This is a genomic window from Flavobacterium sp. ACN2 (assembly GCF_002303885.1).
In the GTDB taxonomy this organism is placed as follows: Bacteria; Bacteroidota; Bacteroidia; order Flavobacteriales; family Flavobacteriaceae; genus Flavobacterium.
Genome location: NZ_MRCM01000005.1, coordinates 248,978 through 272,036, shown reverse-complemented (window position 1 = coordinate 272,036; position 23,059 = coordinate 248,978). Strand labels below are relative to the sequence as shown.

The window sequence follows — 23,059 nt, the reverse complement described above, 5'->3', positions numbered from 1 at the left end:
TTGCGGTTAAAAAAAATCAAGATAAAAAATCCTTAAACCACAATCCAGAGTTTTTTATCGTTCTTTTTTGTGTTTTAAAATCAACGTGAATTAATCCGAATCGGGCATTGTAACCTTCGGCCCATTCAAAATTATCGGTTAGAGTCCAGACAAAATAGCCATCGACATTTAAGCCGTCTTGTTTCGCTTTTAAAATCTGTTCTAAATTGTCCTGAATAAAATGAGTTCGTTTTATATCGTGCACTTTTCCGTTTTGAACGGTGTCAGGAAAAGCAGCGCCGTTTTCAGTTACAATGATTTTTCTGATTCCGTCATATTCATTAAACTTTTTGAGAATATGATACATTGCTGGCGGATAAACTTCCCAACCCATATCGGTAGCAATTACATTTCGCTTTTCGGCACTTACTAATTCTGCACCGATATACGGAATCAACATGGACGATTTTACCACTTCACGAGTATAACATTGCAAACCAATGAAATCGAAATCGAAATCGAGATTCTTTAAATCGTCTTCTAAAATGTAATTATTGAGTTTCTTAAGAACCGGAAGATCTTTCTGCGGATAACCTAATCCTAAAATGGGCTCTATAAAAGTTCGGTTTAATAAAGTATCGACACGTTTTGCGGCTTCGACATCTTTTGAGCTTTCTGTAGCAGGTTCAATATGCGTGCACGAAAAAGTGGTTCCGATATTCGCATTCGAAATTCGTTCTCGAATTATTTTGGCTCCAGCAGCAGTTGCTAAAGTAACATGATGCATGGCTTTTAGGTAATTTGTAATTCCTTTTTTACCTGGCGCGTGAATGCCTAAAAAATAACCTGCGCCTGTAAAGACAGAAGGTTCATTGATTACCATCCAATTTTTAACACGATCGCCAAAATACTGTACGCAGACTTCAACATAATCTTTAAACCAAGAAACAGACTCTCGGTTTGTCCAACCTCCTTTTACTTCTAGATCGTGTGGTAAATCCCAGTGATAAAGTGTTATCCAAGGTTCGATTCCAGAAGCTAGCAGCGAATCTATTATTTTGTTGTAATAATCGATTCCTGCTTGATTAATTGGGTGAACGCCTGTAGGCATAATTCTCGGCCAGCTGATAGAAAATCTAAAATTAGGAATATTTAATTCTTTAATGAGACCAATATCGTCCTGATAATTGTTGTAGAAATCGCAAGCAGTTATGGCATGATGACCGTTTTTAATTTTCCCTTTTTGAGAAGTAAAAACATCCCAGATAGAAGAACCTTTTCCGTCAGAATCATGCGCACCTTCAATTTGGAAAGCGGCAGTTGATACACCCCACAAGAAATCTTTACCAAATTGGTTTTTGTTCAGAAATGAGCTTTCAATTTTATTCATTCAATCGTACTTTCCTTTATTTATAAACTATTTATTAATGTAGGAAAGAAGATTGCATAGCTCTTAAGAAAAGCCATTCTTTGAAAGAAACTAGAAAATTTAGATTGAATAATTTCATGACGATTAGTTTTATATCAAATTAAAAAAACTAATGTGAAATTATTGTAAAGGCATTATTATCAAATGATTAAATATTAAAATGGGAAGATCTTTAATCTTCCCATCCGCAAAGTGTCAAGCCTAAACCTTTAGCCTGTTTTAGAGAAGTTTTTACTGTACCGTGACTACAAGAACTTAAGCCACGACAATTTTCATTATAATGATATTTTTTAGCCCCAGTAGGCCCGCAGATAAAGACGTTGTCTTCTACAGGATGAAAAGAAGTGCAAAAAATAAAAAGCAAGAGTAAAGTATATTTCATTAGTTTGTTTTTATTTAACGACTAGATTATATTCGTTTCCTTTTTTGTCAATAGCTTTTAGTTTTCCGTGAGAAACCCATTCGGTATTAATTTCTAATTCTGGAATGCTATCTGTTATTAAAATCCCTGCGCCGTATTTTCCTTCTGTATTAATGTTTCCAAAAACCGAATCACCTAGCATGTTTATTCCCTTTACATGATAATTGTACTTATAATGTCCTGGATGCCCAGTTCTGTACTCGTATTTATATACAGGATTTACATGATATGTTTTGGCTTCTTCTGCTGTAATAGTTTTGCGGTCGTCAGCGCTAATAGCGCTTTTGTAAAATGAATTTACTTGCGGTAATGGAGGTGGAGCGCTAGCTTTTTTGCAGGAATAAAAAGCAAATATTAAAAGTAAGATGAAGTAGTTTTTTTGCATAGGCGATGGGGTTTTGGTTAGAGTTAAAAGCGTATTTGGTAGCGATAAATCTAGTTAGAATTAAGTTTTTGATAATGAGTACTTATACGGGATTTAATTAATCTATCAGCAATTTCCTCTTTGCCAATTACTAGTTGAGAAGGAAGAATCATCTGGATTTCGTTATCAATTGGATTTTGAAAAATTGAAAAATTTCCTCTGCAGTTTTTATATCGAAATTGAAATGCTTTTAAACCTTTTATAAATCCTTCTTTTTGAGTTATTTCAAAAACATAATTTGAGCAGGATTTTTTAAAAATGCATTTTCTTCTTTTAGATTGAGGAATTAAAATCCAATACAATCGAATAATTAATAGGATGAAATATTTCATTTTTTCTGAAAAACAACCATTTGGCTATTTGTCGTATAGCCTGGTTTGGCTCCAATTCCAAAACATCCACTTTCTGGATGAACGAATGTTGATACGCTCTCTAAACGCACATATTCCCAACCTTGATTTGTGAAATTTTTTATTAAGTTTTCAAGTTGTTCAGCAACATGATTTGAAGTTCCTTTTTTAGGATCGATTGAAGCAACGAATGGGACTACTTTATATTCCATAATTTTTGGGTTTAATTAATTATTAAATTGATTAATAATCCAAAAGTAAAACCAATCAAAACCAGTATTTTACGGAAATCCATAATTCATAAATTTTTAGAAGAAAGAATAAAAAAAGCTCTCGAAGGAGCTTTTAAAATGGAGTAAAAAGGAATTTAAATAATTCCCATATCTTTTGTGATTGAAACCAAATGAACGGTATTATTTGCCTTGAAAAAATCTTTTAGTTTTGATAACCTTTTTTCCATCGCACTTTTGCTATTTGGTTTAATGTCGCTGGTTTTAAAAATTTCGATAATGTCATCCTGAGATGTTCCAGCAGACAAATACTTTAAAATTTTAATATCGACATCGTCTATTTCGTAATTGCCTTTTTCCTGTAATGCAGAAGCTATTTCCGGAGAAATAAATTTTTGATCAGAAGTTGAAATGATTGAAAGAGCTTTTCTGAGATCTTCAATACTGTTTCTGCCTTTTAGCACAAAGGCATTAATGTCAGAATCTTCAAAAAGTGATTTTATACGAACATTTTTATCTTCAACCGAATAGGCTATAATTTTAATATTGGGTTGCAATTCGCGAACTTTTTGAATTAATTCGTCGCCACTTCCAATTTTTACTTCACGATGGTCTTTTTTAAACGAAAGATCACTAATCAATAAATCAAACGGTTCATTGTCCTGAATGGCTTTTCTTATTTTTAGAAAGGCATCATCACAATATTTTGCATGCTGAAAATTGGTAATGTTGAGGTCGCTCAAAGTTTGTTTTACGGCTAAATTGAATTCTTCAAAATCTTCGGCAATAATTACTTTTTTAAACATAGGCTCTTATTTAGGCATTGTTATTTTTACTTTGAAACCTTTATTCGGTTCAGTGTCAAAAGTAATAGTTCCTTTTAAGGCCAAAATACGGTTTTCCATATTTTGCAGACCATTTTTTATAATTTTTGATTTTTCGCAGCCTTTGCCAATATCGCTGTAGTCAATGAAGAGCGAATTGGAATTGGAATTAAATTTTATGGATACAACAGAAGCTTCGCTATGCTTTTTCATATTAACCATTAATTCATGCAAAACTCGCTGAATGGCAATCTTTTTTAAATCCTCAACCGAATCCCAATTTATTTTATCGACACCATTTATAATAACGTTTGTTTGAGTGCTGTTATAAGTCGAAAGCATTTCTTTTAAATTCTTCGCATAATTTATGCCTGTATCGATATCATTATTTTCCCTAGAAATTCCTCTAACTCTTGAATAGATCGTATCTAGTTTTTGAACCAAAGTTTCTTTTATGCTTTCATTTTCTAAAGGCTGTGTCTGAGTAAAAGCGATGGCATTGAAAACGTCATTTGCCAGCTCATCATGAATATCTTTCGCAATTCGGGTTTCGGTATTATAAGCCGTTTCTATTTTTTCAATTCGATTTCGGTTCTGGTAATATTTCCTCAAATAAACCAATAAAAGAAAAAGCGATGTAATACCAATTATAAACAATATCTTTTGGTATTGCGCTTTTTGCAACGCAAGTAAATTCTCTGCTTTCTCTAATCGCAGTTTCTGATTTTCGTCTTTTTCTTTTTTAGAATCGTATTTAATTTTAGCAAACTTGTTTTTATAATTATTTCGAATGGTAATGATGCTGTCATTTAAGAAAACGAATTTTTTTGCATATCCCGTGTTTTGGGTTTCAGAATCATTGGAGATCAAAAAAGATAATGCTTTTAAACGTTCATCAATACTGCGAAGTTTTGTAGCGGTTTTGTAAGCTTCAAGTGCATATTGATTCGATTTTTTTGGATTGCTCGAAGAATAGTATTCTGCCAAATGTAAATTACTGCCAATACTGCCGTAAAAATCATCAATTTGGTTTCGTAACGCTAATCCTTTTGTCATAAGCGGAAGTCCTTTTTCTGGCATTCCGTTTTTTGAATAAGCAAATCCCAAATTATCTAAAATTCGAGCTTTTTTTATGATGTATTCGTCTTTCGGGAAAATATCTTTGGCAAGTATAGGTTCTAAAATTTGAATGGCCTTGTCGTATTTTTTCTGCTCAATGTAAATAACAGCAATGTTATTTAAAGGTGATTGTTTTAAAACTTCATTTTCAGAATCTTGTAAAGCTTTATTGTAATAGTAAATGGCATCTTCGTATAAAGAAAGTTCTTTATCGGCGATTCCGAAGAAGTTGTTAATCGAAACGCTATAAATATCTTTCTTTTTAATATAAGGAAGAGCCTCGGTCAAAGTTTCTTTGCTTCCGTAAAAATCGCCGTTTATCTGCTGGATCGCAGCCATCTGAATCAGATTGTAGACAATATTGGTACTGTCTTTAGAGCTTTCTAATATTATTTTCGATTTATTGAAATTGTAAAAAGCATTATTGTAGTTTTTGTTCTGAAGATTTAAAATACCTTCATCTCGATGTTTATAAGCTTCTACCCGAGTAGGATCAGGCTTAGGCGAAACAACTGTTTTCTCTTTACAGGAAAGGAAAAATAGAACAATTAGCAAACAAAAAAAAGGGGATCGTAGCATAAAAGTTACTTTCCCCTAAAATAGTAATTTATTACAAATTACAACTTTTTAAATTATGGTTTTTTTGGTGGCGGCGGAACCGTGATCGGATCATCATCTGGACCAATATTCGCTTGTGACGGAATAGACTCTTTTTGTACTTCAGTTTTATCTTTAGTTGCTTCTAGTTCATCAGCAGAGCAAGAAAATAATGTAATACTCAATAGTGCAAACGCACCCATAACAATTAATTTTTTCATGATTTTAATTTTTAAAAAATTGGACATGGGTATTGCTGCCCGAAATCTTTTTCCAGGTTGGTTTTAAATGGCAATACCAAATTTTGTTTGGGAAGTGAAGTGCGTAGAACAGTAAGATTCTCATCTATACTTCCCGGAATAAAATCCGTCTTACGGTTTTCCGCACTTGGTACATAAACTAGTTTTGTACATTTGCTTTTTGACCTGCAGATCAAAGCGATAACTAATTTTGTTGAGGCAAAGTAACAACCGTTTTGAGCGTGTATTGATACGGATTTCCAGGATTTCCTGATTCTCCGATGATGTCCTATAAAAACTTGAAAAAACCTATAATAAATCCTGAAAATCCTAATAGCTTATGAAAAAAATTACTCAAGATGATATTCAAAGTGACTATAAAGAAGCGATTCGAGAGAAATATAGAGTTGAAAAAAATGAAGGAAAATATTCCGATTACTTAAGCAATCCTTCGCAAGCAGTTTTAAGAGATTTATGCTGGGAAATTTTCAACTCAGAACCTAAAGGCGATGACATTGCGGTATATCGAAACTTTTTTAAGGCTGACTTTATTCCGAAAGAAGTGGATACTTCTCAACAATACACAGATAAGTTTAAAAAGGTAGGTGCTTTTTTTAAAGCGGAAAGAGAAACAGCTAAGATTAGTACGGTCGAATTAGCAGCAATTTTGGTAGATTTTCAGCCTAGACCTTTTAATAAGTTTAGAAAAGAAATTGATCCAGAGAATTTGAAATTAATAGAAGAGCTAAGAAACACCAAACATTATAATCCTGAAATTAATTCTGTTGGTTTTAGTGATGAGGTCGAAATGGAAAAATTTCCTAGTTTAAAAGATGAGGAAGTAGAAAAAGATAAAAAATACGTACCTCTGCCATTTATTACCAACGACAGTTATGCCTCTAATAGAGTAGGACAAGAAAATGCAAAGACTACTAAATCTGAAGCAAATTTTAAGGAGAGTGATTATACTAAAATAGATGAATCTAAACGGAATGATCCTGATTCACAGAAATTTGAAACAAAGAGAAAAAAGTTCGTTAGGAGAATTAGACAGCTCCTATTTGAAAATTTCCTAAAACGATTAGGAAAAACAGCAATGGTTACTGTTTTAATTTTTTTCTCAATTGGAGGAGTGGTCTATTTCGCTTTCTTTAAAAAACACTGCATGCAATGGATGGGCGATCATTATGAAAAAATAGAAAGGTCTGACGATGGTTATTGCGATACTTATTATGATGCCAGATATTTTGATTTAAAGAAGATTGAAGTATGTGATACGACTGAGTTTTTTGACGATAGTGGAAGAGCAAAAGTTTGGTATATAAGAATTGGAAATTCTGTAGAATGCTATAGCCAACATGCCCCTTATCCAGAAAACACACAACGATTCTTAAAACCAATTACGCAGCATATAATTGATAAGTATTTGTCAAACAGGCCAAAATGCAATTAATTTTAAAACATCCTAAAATGCGATTTATGTAAAATATTCCTAAAATCATGGAATTATTTGTAAGTATATCCTTTTAATTTAGCATTATTGAATTAAATAATTAAAAAACAAACAAACATGAAAAAAAGAAGCATATTATTCGTATTAGCCTTAAGCGCAGGAATGTTCGTAACCTCTTGTAGTAGTGACGATAATGAAGGAGAAACAATTGTACCAATTCAAGGTAAATATAATCTAAGCCAAAGAGGAACAATTGTAGATGGAAAAGAAGTATTGGTTGACGCACCAGAAAATGCAGCAGGATGTAATAGAGATTATTTAGATTTAAGATTAAGTAATTCAGCAGTTATTGGTGACTATAATGGATCTGATTGCGCTTTAACAGAAACTACTGGAACTTATGTAAGATCTCATAACGATTTGACTATTACTGTTGGAAATTTAAGTTCAACAAGCGATATTATGAACCTTACTAACAAAGAACTAAAAATTAAAGACAAAACAACTGGTATTATTACTGTTTATACTAGATAATAAAATTGTTTTGAGATAATTTCAATTTGTTTTGAAATGGAAAACGGAAACTCCAATTAAGAAGTTTCCGTTTTTTTTATGGAATAAAATTAATTGACGGGGATATAAATATCAAAAGAAGCTCCTTCGTTGTGAATGCCAGAAGCGGTTATAATTCCGTTGTGGTTTTCTACAATTTTTTTTACAATGGCAAGTCCGATTCCTGTGCCGTTATAACGATCTCTGCCATGAAGACGCTGAAAGACTTCGAATATTTTTTTGTTGTATTGCGCTTCAAAACCAATTCCGTTATCTGAAACTTTAATGTGACAATATTTTTTGGACGCAATCAGTTTTTCTTCTCCTAAATCTTGACCAAAAGCAACTGTACTTGTAATTTTAATTAAAATCGGAATTTCGGGATTTGAGAATTTCAATGAATTACTGATTAAATTATATAGTAATTGCTTGAACTGAAATGGAATAACATCAACTTCAGAGGTTTCTCCGATTTCAATTACGGCGCTTTTCTGTTCTAATTCTTCCGTTAAATCTTCTTTAACCTCCTTAATAATTTGGCTCAGATCTGTTTTTATAAAAATGCGTTCTTGACTATTTGTTCTAGAATAAGCTAATAAATCATTAATTAAAGTCTGCATTCGCTGTGCGGCATTCTGCATTCGTTTAAATTTATCTTTTCCGTTTTCAGATAAATTTTCCGATTCTTTATCGATAATCTGCGAGGCAAAAGTCTGTATTTTTCGAAGTGGTTCCTGTAAATCATGACTGGAGATATAAGCAAAGGACTGAAGTTCTTTGTTCATTTCTTCCAATTCATTGTTTTTTTGCTCTAGCTCGAGTGCATTCATTTTTAATTTATCATCGGCTTTTTTCCTTTCATTTAGATCGTGCGTCACTTTAGAAAAGCCAATAACATCGCCTTTTTTATTATGAACAGCCGTTATCACTACGCTTGCCCAAAACAAGCTGCCGTTTTTACGTATGCGCCATCCTTCATGAATCACTTTCCCTTTTTCTCTTGCAGTTTGCAAAAGTTTTTGAGGCAGATTATTTTTTTGATCTTCTTCGGTATAAAAAATAGCTAAATATTTCCCGACAATTTCCTCTGCTTTATAGCCTTTTATTTTTTCGGCACCAGCGTTCCAATTCTCAATAATACCTTCACGGTTGAGGTATAAAATGGCATATTCCTGAATTTCTTCAACCATTAAATGATAACGTTCTTCACTTTTTCGGAGTGATTCGTTGATCTGAATGAGTTCTTTGGTACGAGCAGTAACCTGCTGTTCTAGTTCGTGTGTAAAAGCTTTTTCGGTATGAATATCGGTAAACGCACCAACCCATTTTAAAATTTTATTATCAGGACCCAAAACAGGTTCCCCAATAACAGTATGCCATCTGTACGAACCGTCTTTTCTATGCATACGTACATCACAGCGATACATTTCTCCGGTTGCAAGAGCGTGCTGCCAGATTTTTACATTTTCGTCAAAATCATCAGGATGAATCATTTTCTGCCAAGAACCTTCGGCTCCAGGTTCTATTCCGGTATATTCAAACCATTTTCCTGAGGTAAAAAGTGCATTTCCTTCTGCATCGGTTTCCCAGATTAACTGCGGAATACTTTCGGTAAGCGAACGGAATCTCTTTTCGCTTTCTTCGATTTTTTTTCTGGCTTCGACTTTTTCAGTCACATCAATCAATGTCATTCTAATTCCAGAAATCGAATTGTCACTTTCGCGCAGCGGGGCAAATTCAAAATCAACATAAAATTGACTGCCGCCATTTTCATTAGCAATAAAAAGTAACGATTCAGATTCTGAATACACTTCTCCAGATTTGTAAACTTTACTTAATAACTTGGCATATTTTTGTTTGTTGAGTTCGGGAAATAATTCTAGTATTTTTTTTCCTTCAACTTCAGATGCTTCTCTTTTCCAAATATTATGCAGTAATACAAAATTGGCCATTTCGATTACAAAATCATCTCCACGTAAAATAGCTTTCGGCACAGGCGACTGCATAATAAGATTGCGCAGTTTCTTTTCGCTTTCTTCTATTTTCTGCTGGTATTTTTTTTCTTCGGTAATGTCGCGAATAGTTCCAATTAATTTTTGAGGCTGATGGTTTTCATCATAAAAAACTTTTCCTTTTCCTTCAATCCAATGTATAGATTGATCCTTCCAGATAACGCGAACCTCATAATTTAAAAATCCAGAACTTAGAGCTTCTTTAAAACCTTTGTTTCTAATATGTAAATCATCAGGATGAAGATGCTCCAATAATTCTTCGTGAGAAAGCATTACATCTTCGGTATAGCCGCCAAGAATTTCAAGATATCTTTTAGAGTAAGTCGGAATTCGTGTTTTAACATTCAATTCCCAAGTTCCCAATTCGCTGGCTTCTACAACAATTTTAAGACGATCTTCGTTAAGTTCGATTTTTTTTCGGGCTTCCACTTTTTCGCTTACTTCGGTAACCGTAACCAAGATTCCCGAGATTGTTCCATTTTCTTCTTTTAACGGATGATAAAGAAAATCAAAATAAGCAGTTTCGATTTTTCCGTATCGGTTTAAAGGAACAGGAACTTCAATGCCATGAAACGGAATTCCAGTTTTTAATACATTGTCTAATAAATCGCTAACGGTTTCTTTTACTTCTGGGAGAGAATCATACAATAGTCTTCCAACAAAAGATTCCTCTTCTCGAGCTACAAGTTTAAGATAAGCTTCATTGGCCATTTCCACAATATATTCTGGACCTCGAAGAATTGTGATGCCAACAGGAGCTTGTTTTACGGTATTACGGAAACGTTTGTCGCTTTCTTCAATTTTTTGCTTGGCCAAGTACAAATCTGTAATTTCTACAGCGGTATTCATTACACCGTAAATTTTACCAGTCAGATCATACAAAGGCGTAAAGCTATAATTGAAATAAAACGATTGTAATTTATTATCGATCACAAGATCAATACGAGAATTTCTCGAATGAAAAGATTGTCCGGTTTCAAACACCGATTCAACTTGTTCAAATACCGACTGATTTTGTAGTTCGGGGAGAATTTCTCTGTAGGTTTTTCCAATTACATCTGGGCCTTTTCCCCAGATTTTTATAATAGATTCATTTGCGAGTTCAATACGCATTTCTTTTCCAACATAAACACCAATCGGGAAAGGGGCGTTTTCAACTAGCTGTCTTATTTTTTGTTCGCTTTCTTCCACTTTAGCACGAGCCAAAACTTGAGCGGTAACTTCTGTAGCAATTGCTGCAACGCCAGAAATAGTTCCGTCTTTTTCGCGTAAAGCTTCGTAAACAAAATTGATATAAGTATTTTCGGTTTGGCCGTTTCGATTTAAAGGAATAAAAAGTTCTTCTGTAATTACTTTTTTACCAGAAATAAAAACGTTTTGCAGAATTTCATCAAGTCCTTGTTTTTTTAATTCGGGAAGAACTTCAAAAATAGGTTTATTAATAATGTTTTCTGCTTTTGCATCCCAAAGCCTCAGCATTTGGTCGTTGGCGATTTCAACAATATGATTTTCACCTCTAAAAATGCACATTGCTACTGGAGCCTGCATGATATTATCGATGAATCGTGTATTGCTTTCATGCAAAGCGTCTGCAACGATTTTCTTTTCTGTGGTTTCGATAACGGTAACCAAAATACCACCAACAGATCCATCTTCTATTTTTATGGGACTGTACGAAAAATCAAAAAAGCAATCTTCTGTATAGCCATTTCTATTAAGCGGCACTTTAAAATCAGGAAAACTTACCGCATGTCCTTTTATAACATCAGCAAACATAGGGCCTATGGTATCCCAGATTTCAGCAAATGTATCTTTAGAACTTCTGCCTAGAGCTTGTGGATGTTTGGAAGCACCCAAAATAGGACGAAAGGCATCATTATAGAGTTGAGTATAATTTTTTCCCCATGCGATGTACATTCCAAACGGATTGCCGAGCATCATTGCGGTCATTGTTTTTAAACTTTGAGACCACTTTTCAGGATTTCCCAAAGGGGTTTTACTCCAATCTGCGGAACGAATTAATTCTCCCATTTCTCCACCTTCGGAAAGAAAATAATGTTCCTTTTGTTTGCGGTTCATTTTCAGAGAGGATTAAGGTTGCAAAATGAAATTAGCTCTTTCGGGCTGTTTGAAACTATTTTCGGGTGCAATGGTTAGGGCTTTTTCTATTACATTTTTGAGTTTAGAAAATTCTCCAGGCTTTCGAATATAAAATGAAGCGCCTTTTAGATATAACTTATCAACGATTTCGCTGTCTAGCGAAGTAGAAAATATAATAATTGGCAGATTTTTTAAGTTTTCATTGTCTTTTATTTCAGCCAGACATTCCAAACCATTTTTTAGCGGCATGTTTAAGTCTAAAAAAAGAACATCAGGAAGATTTGCGATATTAGTTTTTAAATAATTCATCAATTGCACGCCGTCGTGTACCACTGATAGAGTAGTGCTAATTGTTATTTCGTCGAGAGCTTCTTTAAAGAAAAGGCAGTCATCTTCGTCATCATCAGCCAATAAAAGATAATAATGCTCTTTGGTCATTTTTAGTCTCCTTAAATTTAGTGTTTGAATTTTGCTTGGATAAATTTAACTTTTTTAAGTAAAACTTCTCGTTTTTTTATGAAGAATGTTTTTTTAAAGACGTAAAAAAATAGAAAATTGGATTGTTTTTCTTTCTTTTATGCAATTATAATATAGTAATTGCGTTTTATTAATTCTTGTAGTTTTATGTTTTTGAAACGTGCTTTTTGAGATTCGCATTTCTTTACTAAAAAGAAGAGAGAAAATACTGTAAACCCTTTTAGAATCTCACTTCTTTCATTCAAAAAATCACCATTTTAGTGTATACCGTATCCAAAAAGTGTAAAATAATTACACACTCTTTTTTGTGCTTGTTTTTCTAAATAGCTCTATACCAGTTTAAAACCGTATTGGCATGCCGCTTGCAAATTGTGTTAATGTCAAAATCTCTAATGTGTCCGTTTTTGAAAGGAAGAAGATTTTGCTAAAAGCCCAATTAAGGAAATTAAAAAAGGAGTATAAGCATGAAAAGCGAAACAATTATCTCAGAACAATTTTATGCGAACAGCAGTTCAGCTATCAGCGAAAAAACATTAAACGGTTCTTTTTTTAGAACCAACGAAAAATCACAAAAAGTACACGTAGAAAGGCCAACAAGTCCTTTTGGATTAGCGGTTCTTATTGCAACGTTCTTATTATTACTTGCAGGTGTATTTATGGTAATTCAATTGCAAGACGATTTCGAACAATTTCATTTTGAAAGAATTGCTTCGACTTGGGGATTGCCATTTTTAATAATCACAACAATATTGTTTTTCTACCAAACAGGAGTTTTCTTGTATAGCTCTTATTTGTACTTAAGATACAAAGCAATTCCATCGGTTTCAGACGATTTATTGCCAACGTGTACGATTATCGTTCCAGCATACAATGAAGGAAAACTAGTTTGGGACACTTTATTGAGCCTTGCAGAAAGCGATTATCCAGCAGAAAAATTACAGCTTTTGGCTATTGACGATGGAAGTAAAGATGATACTTGGTATTGGATGCAAGAAGCAAAAGCAAAATTGGGAGATCGTGTAACGATTTTTCAGCAACCTAAAAACCAAGGAAAACGCCAAGCGTTGTACAGAGGATTTAAATTAGGAACAGGAGAAATTTTTGTAACTGTAGATAGTGATTCTATTGTAAAAAAAGACACTCTTAGAAACTTAGTTAGCCCATTTGTGGTAAACAAAAAATGTGGTGCAGTTGCAGGAAACGTTCAGGTTTTGAACAACAAAAAAGCAATTTTACCAAAAATGCTTAATGTAAGTTTCGTAATGAGTTTCGAATTCCAACGTTCTGCAGAAAGTGAATTAGGTTCTGTATTATGTACACCAGGTGCTTTGGCAGCGTACAAAAGAGATGCCGTTTTCAATTGTCTTCCAGAATGGATCAACCAAACTTTTATGGGACAGCCATCAGATATTGGAGAAGATCGCGCTCTTACCAATATGATTTTGAAACAAGGTTTTGAAGTGAAATTTCAAAGAAATGCAGTGGTATTAACCAATGTTCCAGAAGAATATAAAGGATTATACAAAATGTTCATTAGATGGGCGAGAAGTAACGTTCGTGAAAATCTTATGATGGCAAAATTTGTTTTCAAAGATTTTAGAAAAGATTCAAAATTTGGACCAAGAATGCTGTTTTTAAATCAGTTTTTTAAAATTGCAATGACGTATCCATTTCTATTGTTTATGTTTTACTTTATCGCGGTTCACCCCGTGTTATTTTTAAGTTCAACATTAATGGCAATCTTAATATTTTCAAGTTTTTCAATGTTGTTTTACGCAAAAAGATACACGCTTTCAGAATCTTTCTGGGCTTATTCTTACAGTGTTTTTTACACTTTCAGTTTATTCTGGATTGCGCCTTATGCCATTGCAACAGCCAACAAAAAAGGCTGGTTGACAAGAGGACTATAAATTTAGTACACTATTCATTCTATTATATAAAACTCCGCCCAATGAAAACCCGCTGTAGTGTCAGCGGGTTTTCTATTTTTATTTAGAATCTAGTACAGCAATAATCTGCCTTTTCATTGTGGTATTGGTATAGTCCAGAGCTTCGGCATAAGAAACAGAATATTTTCTGTCTATGTTTTGAAAATGTTCTGGAAACGAGCTTAAAATTTTATCGTAATAAATATCCAACTGTTTTTCTGAAGGCATTTCATATTTCAAACGAAGTTGAAATCTTCGCAGTAAAGCGCTATCTATTATTTCGTAATGATTGGTGGCACAGATCAATAAACTATCAGAAGGGAAATAATCAAAAAGCTGGATTATAGTGTTGACCAAACGCCTCATTTCACCAACATCTTTGTCATCGCTGTCACGGCTTTTTCCAATTTGGTCAAATTCATCTAAGAATAAAACCGCTCTTTCGCGAATAGCTTTATCAAAAATAGCTTTTAAGTTTTTAGAAGTTTCGCCTATCCTAGAATCGACAACAGTGCTGAGGTTGACTATGATAATCTTTTTGTTTAAAGTATGGGCAATCGCTTTTGCGGTTGTAGTTTTACCGCAGCCAGAACTACCGTGCAGTAAAATCTTGTTGTCAACTTTAAGATTATATTGCTTTAATTCTTCGATATATTGATGTTCTTTGATAATCTGAAGCAAAGCAGCTTTATTTTCTTCGCTAAAAAACAAATCGTCTAAAGCAATTTTTTCAGTATCAATTACGGTAAGATCATTCAGGTTCATCTGCTTTTAATTTGCTGCAAAATTAAGTTTTATTCTGCAATGTTTTCGTTCCAGATTTCTTTTCCTAAAAAACGGTTTCCAAAAATTGACGTGCCAATTCTCACCATATTAGAGCCTTCTGCAATGGCGAGTTCCAAATCTTGAGACATTCCCATAGAAAGTTTTAAATCGTGTAAGTCTTCAATTCCTTCTGAATAAATCTCATCTCGTATGGTTCTTAGAAGTCGTAACGACGGAATCATTTTTTCTTTTTCAACATCCAAAAGCCCAATGCTCATTAAACCTTTAATATTCAAGGTTTCGTACGTTTTTATTTTTTTAATGAAAGATAAAACGTCTTCTGGCGGCAATCCGAATTTGCTTTCTTCGTAGGAAGTATTGACTTGAACAAAAACATCCAATTTTCTGTTTTGATTTTGAAGCTGTTTGTGCAATTCATCAGCCAAATTGATTCTGTCCAAAGATTGAATGCAAGTAACATATTTCAAAACATCTTTGACTTTGTTTGTTTGGAGATGACCAATAAAATGCCTTTCAATAGGTAGGTTTTTCAAAACATCATTTTTATCTCGCAATTCCTGCATTTTGTTTTCGCCCATTAAAGTTTCGCCAGCTTCTATCGCGATTCGTATTTTTTCGGCAGGAACAGTTTTGGTTGCCAATAAAAGCTGTACATCTTCAGGATTTCTTCCAGCAATCTTGCAAGCATTTTCAATGCGTTGATGCACTTTAATTAAATTAAAAATAATATCGTTTTTCATATTGCAAAATTAAATGGAAACCACAAAATTCTACTGGACCAGAACCTTTCAAAAAATGAAAAAACTGGATGATTCACGACTTTCATATCCACCGTAAATTTGTGTCATAAAATAATAAAACTTAGAACCTTAGTAACTTAGAATCTTAGCACCTTAAAAAACATGAAAATAGCAGTTTGGGATACCTATGTAACCCGCAAAGACGGAAAAATTATGCACTTTGATATTTTGGTAGACGAAAATGTTAACGATGCAGAGCAAGTTTACGAATATGGGAAAAAGTACCTGAAAAGTGTTGCGCAAGAAGGACAGACTTTGTCTTCTAAAGAATGTCGTTTTTGCCATATTGATAAAGCGCCGATTGAAGTAGAAAATCAGATTCGGGAAAATGGGTTTTCTATTATTGAAATGGAAAACTGTAATTAGTTTTTAAAAGAAACTGATGACTAGAAAGTCTTCGACTCCGCTCAGCCAGACAGCGATTTATGTTACCCTGAGCGAAGTTGAAAGGCTTTTTATAACAATTTAGAAAGCGCTATAATTCCCTCTTCCATTTGTTTTTCAGAAAGAGAAGCATAGCCCAGACGAAAACCTTTAATGGTTTCATCAAAACTAAATCGGTTTGGACTCATGATTTGAATGCCTTGCGATTTTAGCTTCTCAAAAATTTCTAAAACATTACAATCTGCTTTTGGAACAATCCAAAATGCAAGTCCGCCTTCGGGTTTTGTGAAAGTAATTTTATTTTGAAGATATCGATTTAACAAGCTTTCAAAAAAATCTCGTTTGTTTTTATAAACCAAATTGGCTTTTTTAAGATGGCGCTTTATTTTGCCTTCATTAATAAGGCTTAAAATTGCTTCTTCCATAATATTATCACCCTGGACATCGATGATTTTTCTATGATTTCCAATCTTTAGAACATTCTCATGCGAACTGACTAAATATCCAATACGAAGTGCAGGAGCAACAATTTTGCTAAAAGTGCCAATGTAAATATAGTTTTTCAGACCCGAATAACTGGAAATAGGAAGTATTGGTCTTAGTCCGAAATGAAATTCGTTATCGTAATCGTCTTCAATAATCGTAAAATGATATTGATTGGAAAGTTCGATCAATTTTAATCTCTTTTTTAGAGACAAGGTAACAGTAGTTGGAAATTGATGATGGGGTGTAACATAAATTGCCTTTATATTTTTATGCTGTACATATTTTTCGACTTGATCGATATCCAATCCGTCCGATTCTATATTTACAGGAAGTAGAGTTGCACCTGCATTTTCAAAAGCTTCCCAAGCGGGTTTGTACCCAGGATTTTCAACCAAAACAAAATCGCCTGATTTTAATATACAATGAGAAGCAAGATACATCGCCATTTGGCTTCCGCGGGTAATACAGATTTGATCGTGCGAAATACTCATGCCACGTTTAAAATTGAGCATTTGAGCAATTGATTTTCTGAATTCTAAATTTCCCAATTCGCTGCTGTAACCCATAATCTGCCAACGTGATTTTCGGCTAAATAATTCGCGATACGCTCTAGCCAAATCATTCATTGGTGCCAATCGGCTATCAGGGAGTCCGTCGTCAAAAACTAAAAAATTTTTAGGATCTTCAACTTCAACTTTTTGCTCTTTTTCATTTTCTGACGAATGACTGATTTTTGGCAACGATTCTGTTACAAAAGTTCCCTTTCGGTCAATGGTTATCAGCCAGCCTTCAGCAGTTAAAACATCTAAAGCTTCTACAACAGTATTTCGGTTTACTTTCAGTAATTCAGCCAGTTGTCTGCTTCCTGGCAATGCATTTCCTTTGACCAGTTTTCCTGTCTTGATAGCGTCAATTACAGCATCGGCAATCTGCAGGTAAATCGCTTTATCTGATTTTTTATCTAAATGAATTTGTAATGGCCAAGGTCGAAGCATCTGGACTGTTTGTTGTTGCTAAATTAAGTTTATTCAGTAGTCCAAAATTAACTTTTTTTGATGGAATAATAGTGATATTTATGCTAAAAGAAATACCTTATTTTGTTGTTTTTTAGACTTTTAGGAAACATTTTTTCGGAACTCTCATTTTAATTTTACATCGTCAAATAATTGATTTTTAATGTTTTAAAATGAAAGGTTTATGAAAATAGTAAATATAATAATCCTAATAACAGCATGTGTTTTTGGCAACCCAAAACCAAAAGAAGAAAATACGATAAAGGATTCTGATGCAGAACGTTTTAATCAACAGATTGAAAATGTAAAAAAAATGAGCGCTTCTGGAGTTTATAATTCTAAAATCGCATTTTTTATTGATATGAGAATTAAATCGGGTAAAAATAGATTCTTTGTTTATGATCTTGAAAACGACAAACTAATTGATGAAGGTTTAGTAGCAAATGGCGCAGGTTCTGAAACGGGTGTTAAAGGAGAATTGAAATTTAGCAACGAACCGAATTCTAAATGCACTTCGCTTGGATGTTATGCAATAGGAAAATCGTATAGAGGAATGTTTGGAAAAGCTTATGTTTTAAAAGGGCTGGACCAAACGAATAATAATGCCGTTAAAAGAATGATTGTATTGCATTCATATTCGGCAGTTCCAGAAGGAGAACAGGATCATTATATTGCTCTTAGCCAAGGGTGTCCCATGGTTAGTGAAGTGTTTTTTAAAAGACTTGAAAAAATTATCGATAATTCGAAGTCGAATATTATCCTGAATATTTATTATTAATTCGAAAGAATTGTTTTCCTATTTTTTATATAGAAGAAAAGATGTAAAATTTATCTAATATAAAAGAAAGGAATCATGAACGATCTGCTTCGAAAATTCTGGAACAATTCAACAGATTCAAACCTGCAGACATTGATTTAATTATAGAAAATACTACAATTGAAACTTTTAAAAAAGGTGATTTTGAACTTAAGATAAGAAAATGGACAAGTGGAAAATTATTTGCAAAAAAAAGGAATAGTTTACGAGCTATTCCCTTTTTTGTCCTAAGAATTAAGAAAGTACCGTGTCTGGCAGAAAACTGGCATTTACTGATGAAACATTCCTACAGAATGATTGTTTAATATATTTCCTTGTTCCGCTAGGAACATTTTATCGGTAGTGGTAAAATTTAAAGTCAGCTGATCCAGATGTCCAAAGAAAAAAGTATCTAGAATTTCCTGAAAAACAGGATGCGCATTTTCTACCTGAACAAATAAGCTCATAGAAGAATGCAGTTTTCTTGCGCCAAGTTCTCCTAAAATTCCTTCGGCAGACTTCTTTTTTAAGGTCAACAGCAATTTAGAGATCTCAATTAAATGTTTCGATAAAATCGGATGCTTTAAAAATTCAGTAGCTTCTTTAAGATCTGCAACGGCATAATATTCAGAAAGAGCACTTTTGCCAAGTCCTTTGATCTGCGGAAAAATGAACCACATCCAATGGGTTTCTTTTTTACCTTTTTTTATTTCAGATAATGCTGTCAGATAAAGTTTATTTTGCGCATCTAAAAATCGGGTCAAATCATTTTTTGCGTAAGTCATCTCTTGATTCTGTATTAAATGGTTAGTGAATCTAATTTGTTTAATCGGTAACACTTGTAATATATTTTTTTAAAGAATTGTATTAAATTTTTCGAATATCAAAAGTAGAATGCTGATAGCCTTTTGAGTTATAGAATTGTAGTCGGTCTTTACATAATTCCGATAGGCCTGTAAGAATGCCTTGTTAATATAATTTTAAAGTTTTGAATGATTCTAAATTCTAATGTTATTTTAATGTTCTACAAAAAAATTGGCTCTAAATTGCGCGCTCAGAAAAATTATAATAAACGCCTTAAATCACTGGGGTTTTGAATCAAAACGATGTGATTGCAATTAAACTTTTAGCCTTCTTTAGAGTATGTTGAACAAAATTAAAAATAGCTTTTTATGTAAATGCCTTCAGGCATTGCTTGTCGGCTATTTTCTAATTAGCAGTTTAAATATTTCTAATAGCGTTGGAAGGATCTTAAGCGATAACGCCGAAACCTACACGGTAAAAGGCATTACCTGCAACTTTCTGAAAAAAATCTTCAAGTGTGATGGAATCCCAGAGGAACTGGATGACTACAAAACAAAAGAAACTAAAACTGCCAAATTAGCAAAAGGCATTCCTTTAATGGAATATTTGATTTCATCTGAATCTTTGATGCCTCATTTTGGTTTTCTAATAGAATCAGAGGGGAAAAAATATATTGATAATACTATCTTTTCATTTGGTTTTCATGGTAAAATAGATATACCGCCTCCTAGGGTGAATTCATAAATACTTGTTTTTTAAGGATTAGGATAAAAATCTTAATCCAAAAATGCGGTTTTTGCCGTATATTTATTCTATGTAATAATCTTGTATTTATACTTAAATTCATGACACCATTTAAACGTTTTTATAACTTATTGCAGCTCGATAAGCGCGATGTGTATCAAATTATCTTCTATGCTGCATTTGCAGGGTTAGTTAATCTTTCTCTGCCTTTGGGAATCCAAGCTATTATTAATTTTATTCAAAGCGGACAGCTGAGCGTCTCGTGGATCGTTCTCGTGATTCTAGTTACGGTTGGAGTTGGCTTTGGCGGAGTTCTAACGATTTTGCAGTTGCGAATTGTGGAGAATTTGCAACAGCGAATTTTTGTGCGCTCTTCTTTTGAGTTTGCGTACAGAATGCCTTTAATAAAATTTAAAGAAATGTACTCGGAATATGCTCCCGAAAAAGCCAATCGTTTTTTTGATACTTTAATGGTACAGAAAGGCACTGCAAAACTATTGCTTGATTTCTGCACCGCATTCCTTCAGGTTGGTCTGGGGATTATTCTATTGGTTCTTTATCATTCTTTCTTTATGGTAATTGGACTTTTATTTATTGTCATTTTATATGTCATTTTTAAATTTTCGTATAAAGATGGTCTGGAAACCAGTTTAAACGAATCGAAATTTAAATATAAAGTTGCAGCATGGCTTCAGGAAATTGCTAGAAATAGAGAAAGTTTCCGTAGAAAAGGAGCTTTTGAATATGCTTTGGAAAGAAATGACCAATATGCAACCAACTATGTAAATTACCGCGAAAAGCACTTTCAGGTAATGAAGAAACAATATATTCAGCTGACTATTTTTAAAGTAATTGTTACTGCTGCCTTATTATCGATCGGTGGTTTTCTGGTAATTCACCACCAAATGAACATAGGGCAGTTCGTAGCAGCTGAAATCGTAATTGTATTATTAATCAACTCGGTAGAAAAAATCATCTTCGGATTAGAGTCTTTCTACGACGTATTGACTTCTGTTGAAAAAATTGGTCAGGTTACTGATATGGAAATTTCATGCATTCCTCAAACTTCAGATAAAACTGAAAAAGGAATCAATATTGAGACCGAAAGCATCAATTACCATTATCCAGAACACAACAAAAAATCACTGAAGAATATTAATTTAAAAATCTCTCAAGGAGAAAAAATCATTCTTACTGGAACAAATGGTGCAGGAAAAAGTACTTTGCTAAGATTGCTTTCGGGTGTTTTAGAACCAGAAAGCGGAGCGATGTACGTAACTGACAATTATATGAATCGTCTTAACGAAGATACATATAGAGCGCAGGCAGGGACATTCTTGCAAGGCGATACACTTTTTGCAGGAACAATTCGTGAGAATATTGTTTTTGGAAATGAAGAATTAAACAGCGATGATTTAAAATGGGCTTTAGATAATGTTGGCCTTACTCCATATATTAAAACTTTTGAAAACGGGTTGGAAAATCAAATTCATCCTGGAGGTCGTGAACTATCTGCTTCTGATGTTCAAAAAATTCTTTTGGCAAGAAGTATTGTGGGTAAACCGAATATCTTATTCTTAGAAGATCCAGTTGACAAAATGGACGATTTGACTTCGAGTAAAATTGTAGACTTTTTACTTTCGGAAGAAAATGACTGGACTGTTATTGTGACTTCTAAAAATGATATTTGGAAAAGCAAATGCAGTCGTATGATTACGATTGATGACGGAAAAATTATTAACGACATAAAGCTTTAATCATGCTCAACCTATCTAAAGATAACAACGTACTTATAACGCCGGGGCAATACAAATCGATTACAAGTGTTGCTCGTAGACCACATTACGCAATTTTAAATAAAGTCATAATCGGATTTTTGATTTTTGCTGTCTTATGCCTTTTCTTGCCTTGGACACAGAACATTTCAGGAACAGGTTCTGTAACGACTTTAAAACCAGATCAAAGACCACAGACTGTTCATAATGCGATTGCAGGACGTATAGAAAAATGGTTTGTAAAAGAAGGAGATTACGTAAAAAAAGGAGATACAATTCTTTTTATTTCGGAGATCAAAGAAGATTATTTAGATCCTAATTTGGTTAATAATACCAAACAGCAAGTAGATGCCAAAAAAATGGCTGTAGAATCGTATGGAGATAAAGTAAACTCTCTTGACGTGCAGGCGCAGTCGCTTAACACGGAAAGACAGTTGAAATTGCAGCAAGCGCAAAACAAAATTCGTCAGTCACAATTGAAAATAAAAAGCGACAGTATGGATCTTGTAGCAGTAAAAACTCAGCTTCGAATTGCAAAAACACAATTTGACCGTTCGACTGCTTTAAACAAAGAAGGTCTTAAACCGCTGACAGATGTCGAGCAGAAAAGATTAAAACTGCAAGAGTCAGAAGCTTATGTGATTACGCAGGAAAATAAATTGTTGAGCAGCAAAAATGAATTGATAAATGCAAAAGTAGAAATCAATAGAATTACTGCTGAATATGCTGAAAAAATATCAAAATCAAGAAGCGATAAATTTACTGCTTTAAGCACACAATACGATACAGAAGCTCAGGTAAATAAGCTAGAAAACCAATATACTAATTACAGACTTAGAAACGGTTTATATTATATTACAGCGCCACAGAGCGGTTACGTAAACCGAGCTTTACTGGCTGGTCTTGGAGAAACGATTAAAGAAGGAACTCCTGTTGTGAGCATTATGCCTTCTAAATATGATATTGCGGTAGAAACTTACGTAGATCCAATCGATTTACCGCTTGTGCATCGTGGTGCAAAAGTTCGTGTTTGGTTTGATGGATGGCCTAGAATCGTATTTTCTGGATGGCCTGGATTGTCTTATGGAACTTATGGAGGTAAAGTTGTAGCGATAGAAAACTTTATAAGTCCGAACGGGAAATACAGAATTTTGGTTTCACCAGATGGAGAAGATCGCCACTGGCCAAAAGAATTGAGTATTGGTGCAGGTGCGCAAAGTATTGCATTGCTAGAAACCGTTTCGGTATGGTACGAGATTTGGCGAAACTTAAATGGTTTTCCGCCAAACTATTATAATTCAGGAGAAAAAGAAGATAAAGGAAAGGAGAAAAAGTAA

General features: G+C 33.6%; 22 protein-coding genes. 8 read left to right on the top strand and 14 right to left on the bottom strand.

Annotated features, from left to right (window positions below; genetic code table 11):
- Nucleotides 1-16 precede the first annotated feature (16 nt).
- The 8 genes from BSF41_RS08325 to BSF41_RS08290 all read right to left on the bottom strand — a co-directional run bounded on the left by BSF41_RS08325 (nt 17) and on the right by BSF41_RS08290 (nt 5,594).
- Entirely contained in the window at nt 17-1,369 is a 1,353-nt protein-coding gene (locus tag BSF41_RS08325) for a GH1 family beta-glucosidase (RefSeq protein ID WP_095929032.1), read from the bottom strand.
- A 211-nt stretch (nt 1,370-1,580) separates the two neighbouring features.
- A complete protein-coding gene (locus tag BSF41_RS08320) occupies nt 1,581-1,790 on the bottom strand; it encodes a hypothetical protein (RefSeq protein WP_095929031.1) in 210 nt (69 codons plus the stop codon).
- A gap of 10 nt (nt 1,791-1,800) precedes the next feature.
- Nucleotides 1,801-2,214, bottom strand: coding sequence for a hypothetical protein (locus tag BSF41_RS08315; protein ID WP_095929030.1), 414 nt, complete (start codon nt 2,212-2,214; stop codon nt 1,801-1,803).
- A 50-nt stretch (nt 2,215-2,264) separates the two neighbouring features.
- Nucleotides 2,265-2,585 (bottom strand): membrane protein insertion efficiency factor YidD, encoded by a 321-nt coding sequence (gene yidD / locus BSF41_RS08310; RefSeq protein WP_095929029.1) that lies wholly within the window; start codon nt 2,583-2,585, stop codon nt 2,265-2,267.
- The gene (locus BSF41_RS08305) at nt 2,582-2,815 is read right to left on the bottom strand and encodes a hypothetical protein (RefSeq protein ID WP_095929028.1); all 234 of its coding nucleotides are present in this window, start codon (nt 2,813-2,815) and stop codon (nt 2,582-2,584) included. Before BSF41_RS08305 ends, yidD begins: the two co-directional genes overlap by 4 nt.
- Before the next feature lie 155 nt (nt 2,816-2,970).
- Nucleotides 2,971-3,639, bottom strand: a complete 669-nt coding sequence (locus BSF41_RS08300) for a response regulator transcription factor (RefSeq protein ID WP_095929027.1) — start codon at nt 3,637-3,639, stop codon at nt 2,971-2,973.
- Nucleotides 3,640-3,645: 6 nt separating this feature from the next.
- Entirely contained in the window at nt 3,646-5,355 is a 1,710-nt protein-coding gene (locus BSF41_RS08295) for an ATP-binding protein (protein WP_095929026.1), read from the bottom strand.
- Nucleotides 5,356-5,408: 53 nt separating this feature from the next.
- Nucleotides 5,409-5,594, bottom strand: coding sequence for a hypothetical protein (locus BSF41_RS08290; protein WP_095929025.1), 186 nt, complete (start codon nt 5,592-5,594; stop codon nt 5,409-5,411).
- 358 nt (nt 5,595-5,952) lie between these two features.
- Here BSF41_RS08290 and BSF41_RS08285 point away from each other — a divergent pair, with 358 nt between their 5' ends.
- The gene (locus BSF41_RS08285) at nt 5,953-7,065 is read left to right on the top strand and encodes a hypothetical protein (protein WP_095929024.1); all 1,113 of its coding nucleotides are present in this window, start codon (nt 5,953-5,955) and stop codon (nt 7,063-7,065) included.
- Between the two features lie 117 nt (nt 7,066-7,182).
- The gene (locus BSF41_RS08280) at nt 7,183-7,599 is read left to right on the top strand and encodes a lipocalin family protein (protein WP_095929023.1); all 417 of its coding nucleotides are present in this window, start codon (nt 7,183-7,185) and stop codon (nt 7,597-7,599) included.
- A gap of 89 nt (nt 7,600-7,688) precedes the next feature.
- Here the strand turns inward: BSF41_RS08280 and BSF41_RS08275 are convergent, their stop codons facing one another.
- Together BSF41_RS08275 and BSF41_RS08270 are read right to left on the bottom strand one after the other, a co-directional pair.
- Nucleotides 7,689-11,708, bottom strand: coding sequence for a PAS domain S-box protein (locus BSF41_RS08275; RefSeq protein ID WP_095929022.1), 4,020 nt, complete (start codon nt 11,706-11,708; stop codon nt 7,689-7,691).
- A gap of 12 nt (nt 11,709-11,720) precedes the next feature.
- Complete coding sequence (locus tag BSF41_RS08270) at nt 11,721-12,167, bottom strand: response regulator (RefSeq protein WP_095929021.1); 447 nt, start codon at nt 12,165-12,167, stop codon at nt 11,721-11,723.
- Nucleotides 12,168-12,670: 503 nt separating this feature from the next.
- Here BSF41_RS08270 and BSF41_RS08265 point away from each other — a divergent pair.
- On the top strand, nt 12,671-14,116 hold the full coding sequence (locus BSF41_RS08265) for a glycosyltransferase (protein ID WP_095929020.1): 1,446 nt from the start codon (nt 12,671-12,673) through the stop codon (nt 14,114-14,116).
- A 78-nt stretch (nt 14,117-14,194) separates the two neighbouring features.
- On the opposite strand, the gene BSF41_RS08260 is transcribed toward BSF41_RS08265, so the two are convergent.
- Nucleotides 14,195-14,899 (bottom strand): AAA family ATPase, encoded by a 705-nt coding sequence (locus tag BSF41_RS08260; protein ID WP_095929019.1) that lies wholly within the window; start codon nt 14,897-14,899, stop codon nt 14,195-14,197.
- 29 nt (nt 14,900-14,928) lie between these two features.
- Complete coding sequence (locus tag BSF41_RS08255) at nt 14,929-15,660, bottom strand: YggS family pyridoxal phosphate-dependent enzyme (protein WP_095929018.1); 732 nt, start codon at nt 15,658-15,660, stop codon at nt 14,929-14,931.
- A 162-nt stretch (nt 15,661-15,822) separates the two neighbouring features.
- Between BSF41_RS08255 and BSF41_RS08250 the strand changes: the two genes are divergently transcribed.
- Complete coding sequence (locus tag BSF41_RS08250; protein ID WP_095929017.1) at nt 15,823-16,086, top strand: DUF2024 family protein; 264 nt, start codon at nt 15,823-15,825, stop codon at nt 16,084-16,086.
- A gap of 89 nt (nt 16,087-16,175) precedes the next feature.
- On the opposite strand, the gene BSF41_RS08245 is transcribed toward BSF41_RS08250, so the two are convergent.
- On the bottom strand, nt 16,176-17,585 hold the full coding sequence (locus BSF41_RS08245) for a PLP-dependent aminotransferase family protein (RefSeq protein WP_095929016.1): 1,410 nt from the start codon (nt 17,583-17,585) through the stop codon (nt 16,176-16,178).
- Nucleotides 17,586-17,787: 202 nt separating this feature from the next.
- Here BSF41_RS08245 and BSF41_RS08240 point away from each other — a divergent pair, with 202 nt between their 5' ends.
- Complete coding sequence (locus BSF41_RS08240) at nt 17,788-18,381, top strand: murein L,D-transpeptidase catalytic domain-containing protein (RefSeq protein WP_095929015.1); 594 nt, start codon at nt 17,788-17,790, stop codon at nt 18,379-18,381.
- A gap of 308 nt (nt 18,382-18,689) precedes the next feature.
- Here the strand turns inward: BSF41_RS08240 and BSF41_RS08235 are convergent, their stop codons facing one another.
- Nucleotides 18,690-19,184 carry a DUF1810 domain-containing protein gene (locus BSF41_RS08235; protein ID WP_253251780.1) on the bottom strand — a complete coding sequence of 165 codons (495 nt, stop codon included), beginning with the start codon at nt 19,182-19,184 and terminating at the stop codon, nt 18,690-18,692.
- A 358-nt stretch (nt 19,185-19,542) separates the two neighbouring features.
- Here BSF41_RS08235 and BSF41_RS08230 point away from each other — a divergent pair, with 358 nt between their 5' ends.
- From BSF41_RS08230 to BSF41_RS08220, 3 genes are all read left to right on the top strand, one after another.
- A complete protein-coding gene (locus BSF41_RS08230; RefSeq protein WP_095929014.1) occupies nt 19,543-19,947 on the top strand; it encodes a hypothetical protein in 405 nt (134 codons plus the stop codon).
- Nucleotides 19,948-20,048: 101 nt separating this feature from the next.
- Complete coding sequence (locus BSF41_RS08225; RefSeq protein ID WP_095929013.1) at nt 20,049-21,704, top strand: peptidase domain-containing ABC transporter; 1,656 nt, start codon at nt 20,049-20,051, stop codon at nt 21,702-21,704.
- Between the two features lie 2 nt (nt 21,705-21,706).
- Nucleotides 21,707-23,059, top strand: coding sequence for an HlyD family secretion protein (locus tag BSF41_RS08220; RefSeq protein ID WP_095929012.1), 1,353 nt, complete (start codon nt 21,707-21,709; stop codon nt 23,057-23,059).

What these genes read in the sequence shown, in the direction of transcription:
- BSF41_RS08325 (WP_095929032.1), bottom strand. Translation starts at nt 1,369, where the DNA reads ATGAATAAAATTGAAAGCTCATTTCTGAACAAAAACCAATTTGGTAAA.
- BSF41_RS08320 (WP_095929031.1), bottom strand. Translation starts at nt 1,790, where the DNA reads ATGAAATATACTTTACTCTTGCTTTTTATTTTTTGCACTTCTTTTCAT.
- BSF41_RS08315 (WP_095929030.1), bottom strand. Translation starts at nt 2,214, where the DNA reads ATGCAAAAAAACTACTTCATCTTACTTTTAATATTTGCTTTTTATTCC.
- yidD (WP_095929029.1), bottom strand. Translation starts at nt 2,585, where the DNA reads ATGAAATATTTCATCCTATTAATTATTCGATTGTATTGGATTTTAATT.
- BSF41_RS08305 (WP_095929028.1), bottom strand. Translation starts at nt 2,815, where the DNA reads ATGGAATATAAAGTAGTCCCATTCGTTGCTTCAATCGATCCTAAAAAA.
- BSF41_RS08300 (WP_095929027.1), bottom strand. Translation starts at nt 3,639, where the DNA reads ATGTTTAAAAAAGTAATTATTGCCGAAGATTTTGAAGAATTCAATTTA.
- BSF41_RS08295 (WP_095929026.1), bottom strand. Translation starts at nt 5,355, where the DNA reads ATGCTACGATCCCCTTTTTTTTGTTTGCTAATTGTTCTATTTTTCCTT.
- BSF41_RS08290 (WP_095929025.1), bottom strand. Translation starts at nt 5,594, where the DNA reads ATGAAAAAATTAATTGTTATGGGTGCGTTTGCACTATTGAGTATTACA.
- BSF41_RS08285 (WP_095929024.1), top strand. Translation starts at nt 5,953, where the DNA reads ATGAAAAAAATTACTCAAGATGATATTCAAAGTGACTATAAAGAAGCG.
- BSF41_RS08280 (WP_095929023.1), top strand. Translation starts at nt 7,183, where the DNA reads ATGAAAAAAAGAAGCATATTATTCGTATTAGCCTTAAGCGCAGGAATG.
- BSF41_RS08275 (WP_095929022.1), bottom strand. Translation starts at nt 11,708, where the DNA reads ATGAACCGCAAACAAAAGGAACATTATTTTCTTTCCGAAGGTGGAGAA.
- BSF41_RS08270 (WP_095929021.1), bottom strand. Translation starts at nt 12,167, where the DNA reads ATGACCAAAGAGCATTATTATCTTTTATTGGCTGATGATGACGAAGAT.
- BSF41_RS08265 (WP_095929020.1), top strand. Translation starts at nt 12,671, where the DNA reads ATGAAAAGCGAAACAATTATCTCAGAACAATTTTATGCGAACAGCAGT.
- BSF41_RS08260 (WP_095929019.1), bottom strand. Translation starts at nt 14,899, where the DNA reads ATGAACCTGAATGATCTTACCGTAATTGATACTGAAAAAATTGCTTTA.
- BSF41_RS08255 (WP_095929018.1), bottom strand. Translation starts at nt 15,660, where the DNA reads ATGAAAAACGATATTATTTTTAATTTAATTAAAGTGCATCAACGCATT.
- BSF41_RS08250 (WP_095929017.1), top strand. Translation starts at nt 15,823, where the DNA reads ATGAAAATAGCAGTTTGGGATACCTATGTAACCCGCAAAGACGGAAAA.
- BSF41_RS08245 (WP_095929016.1), bottom strand. Translation starts at nt 17,585, where the DNA reads ATGCTTCGACCTTGGCCATTACAAATTCATTTAGATAAAAAATCAGAT.
- BSF41_RS08240 (WP_095929015.1), top strand. Translation starts at nt 17,788, where the DNA reads ATGAAAATAGTAAATATAATAATCCTAATAACAGCATGTGTTTTTGGC.
- BSF41_RS08235 (WP_253251780.1), bottom strand. Translation starts at nt 19,184, where the DNA reads ATGACTTACGCAAAAAATGATTTGACCCGATTTTTAGATGCGCAAAAT.
- BSF41_RS08230 (WP_095929014.1), top strand. Translation starts at nt 19,543, where the DNA reads ATGTTGAACAAAATTAAAAATAGCTTTTTATGTAAATGCCTTCAGGCA.
- BSF41_RS08225 (WP_095929013.1), top strand. Translation starts at nt 20,049, where the DNA reads ATGACACCATTTAAACGTTTTTATAACTTATTGCAGCTCGATAAGCGC.
- BSF41_RS08220 (WP_095929012.1), top strand. Translation starts at nt 21,707, where the DNA reads ATGCTCAACCTATCTAAAGATAACAACGTACTTATAACGCCGGGGCAA.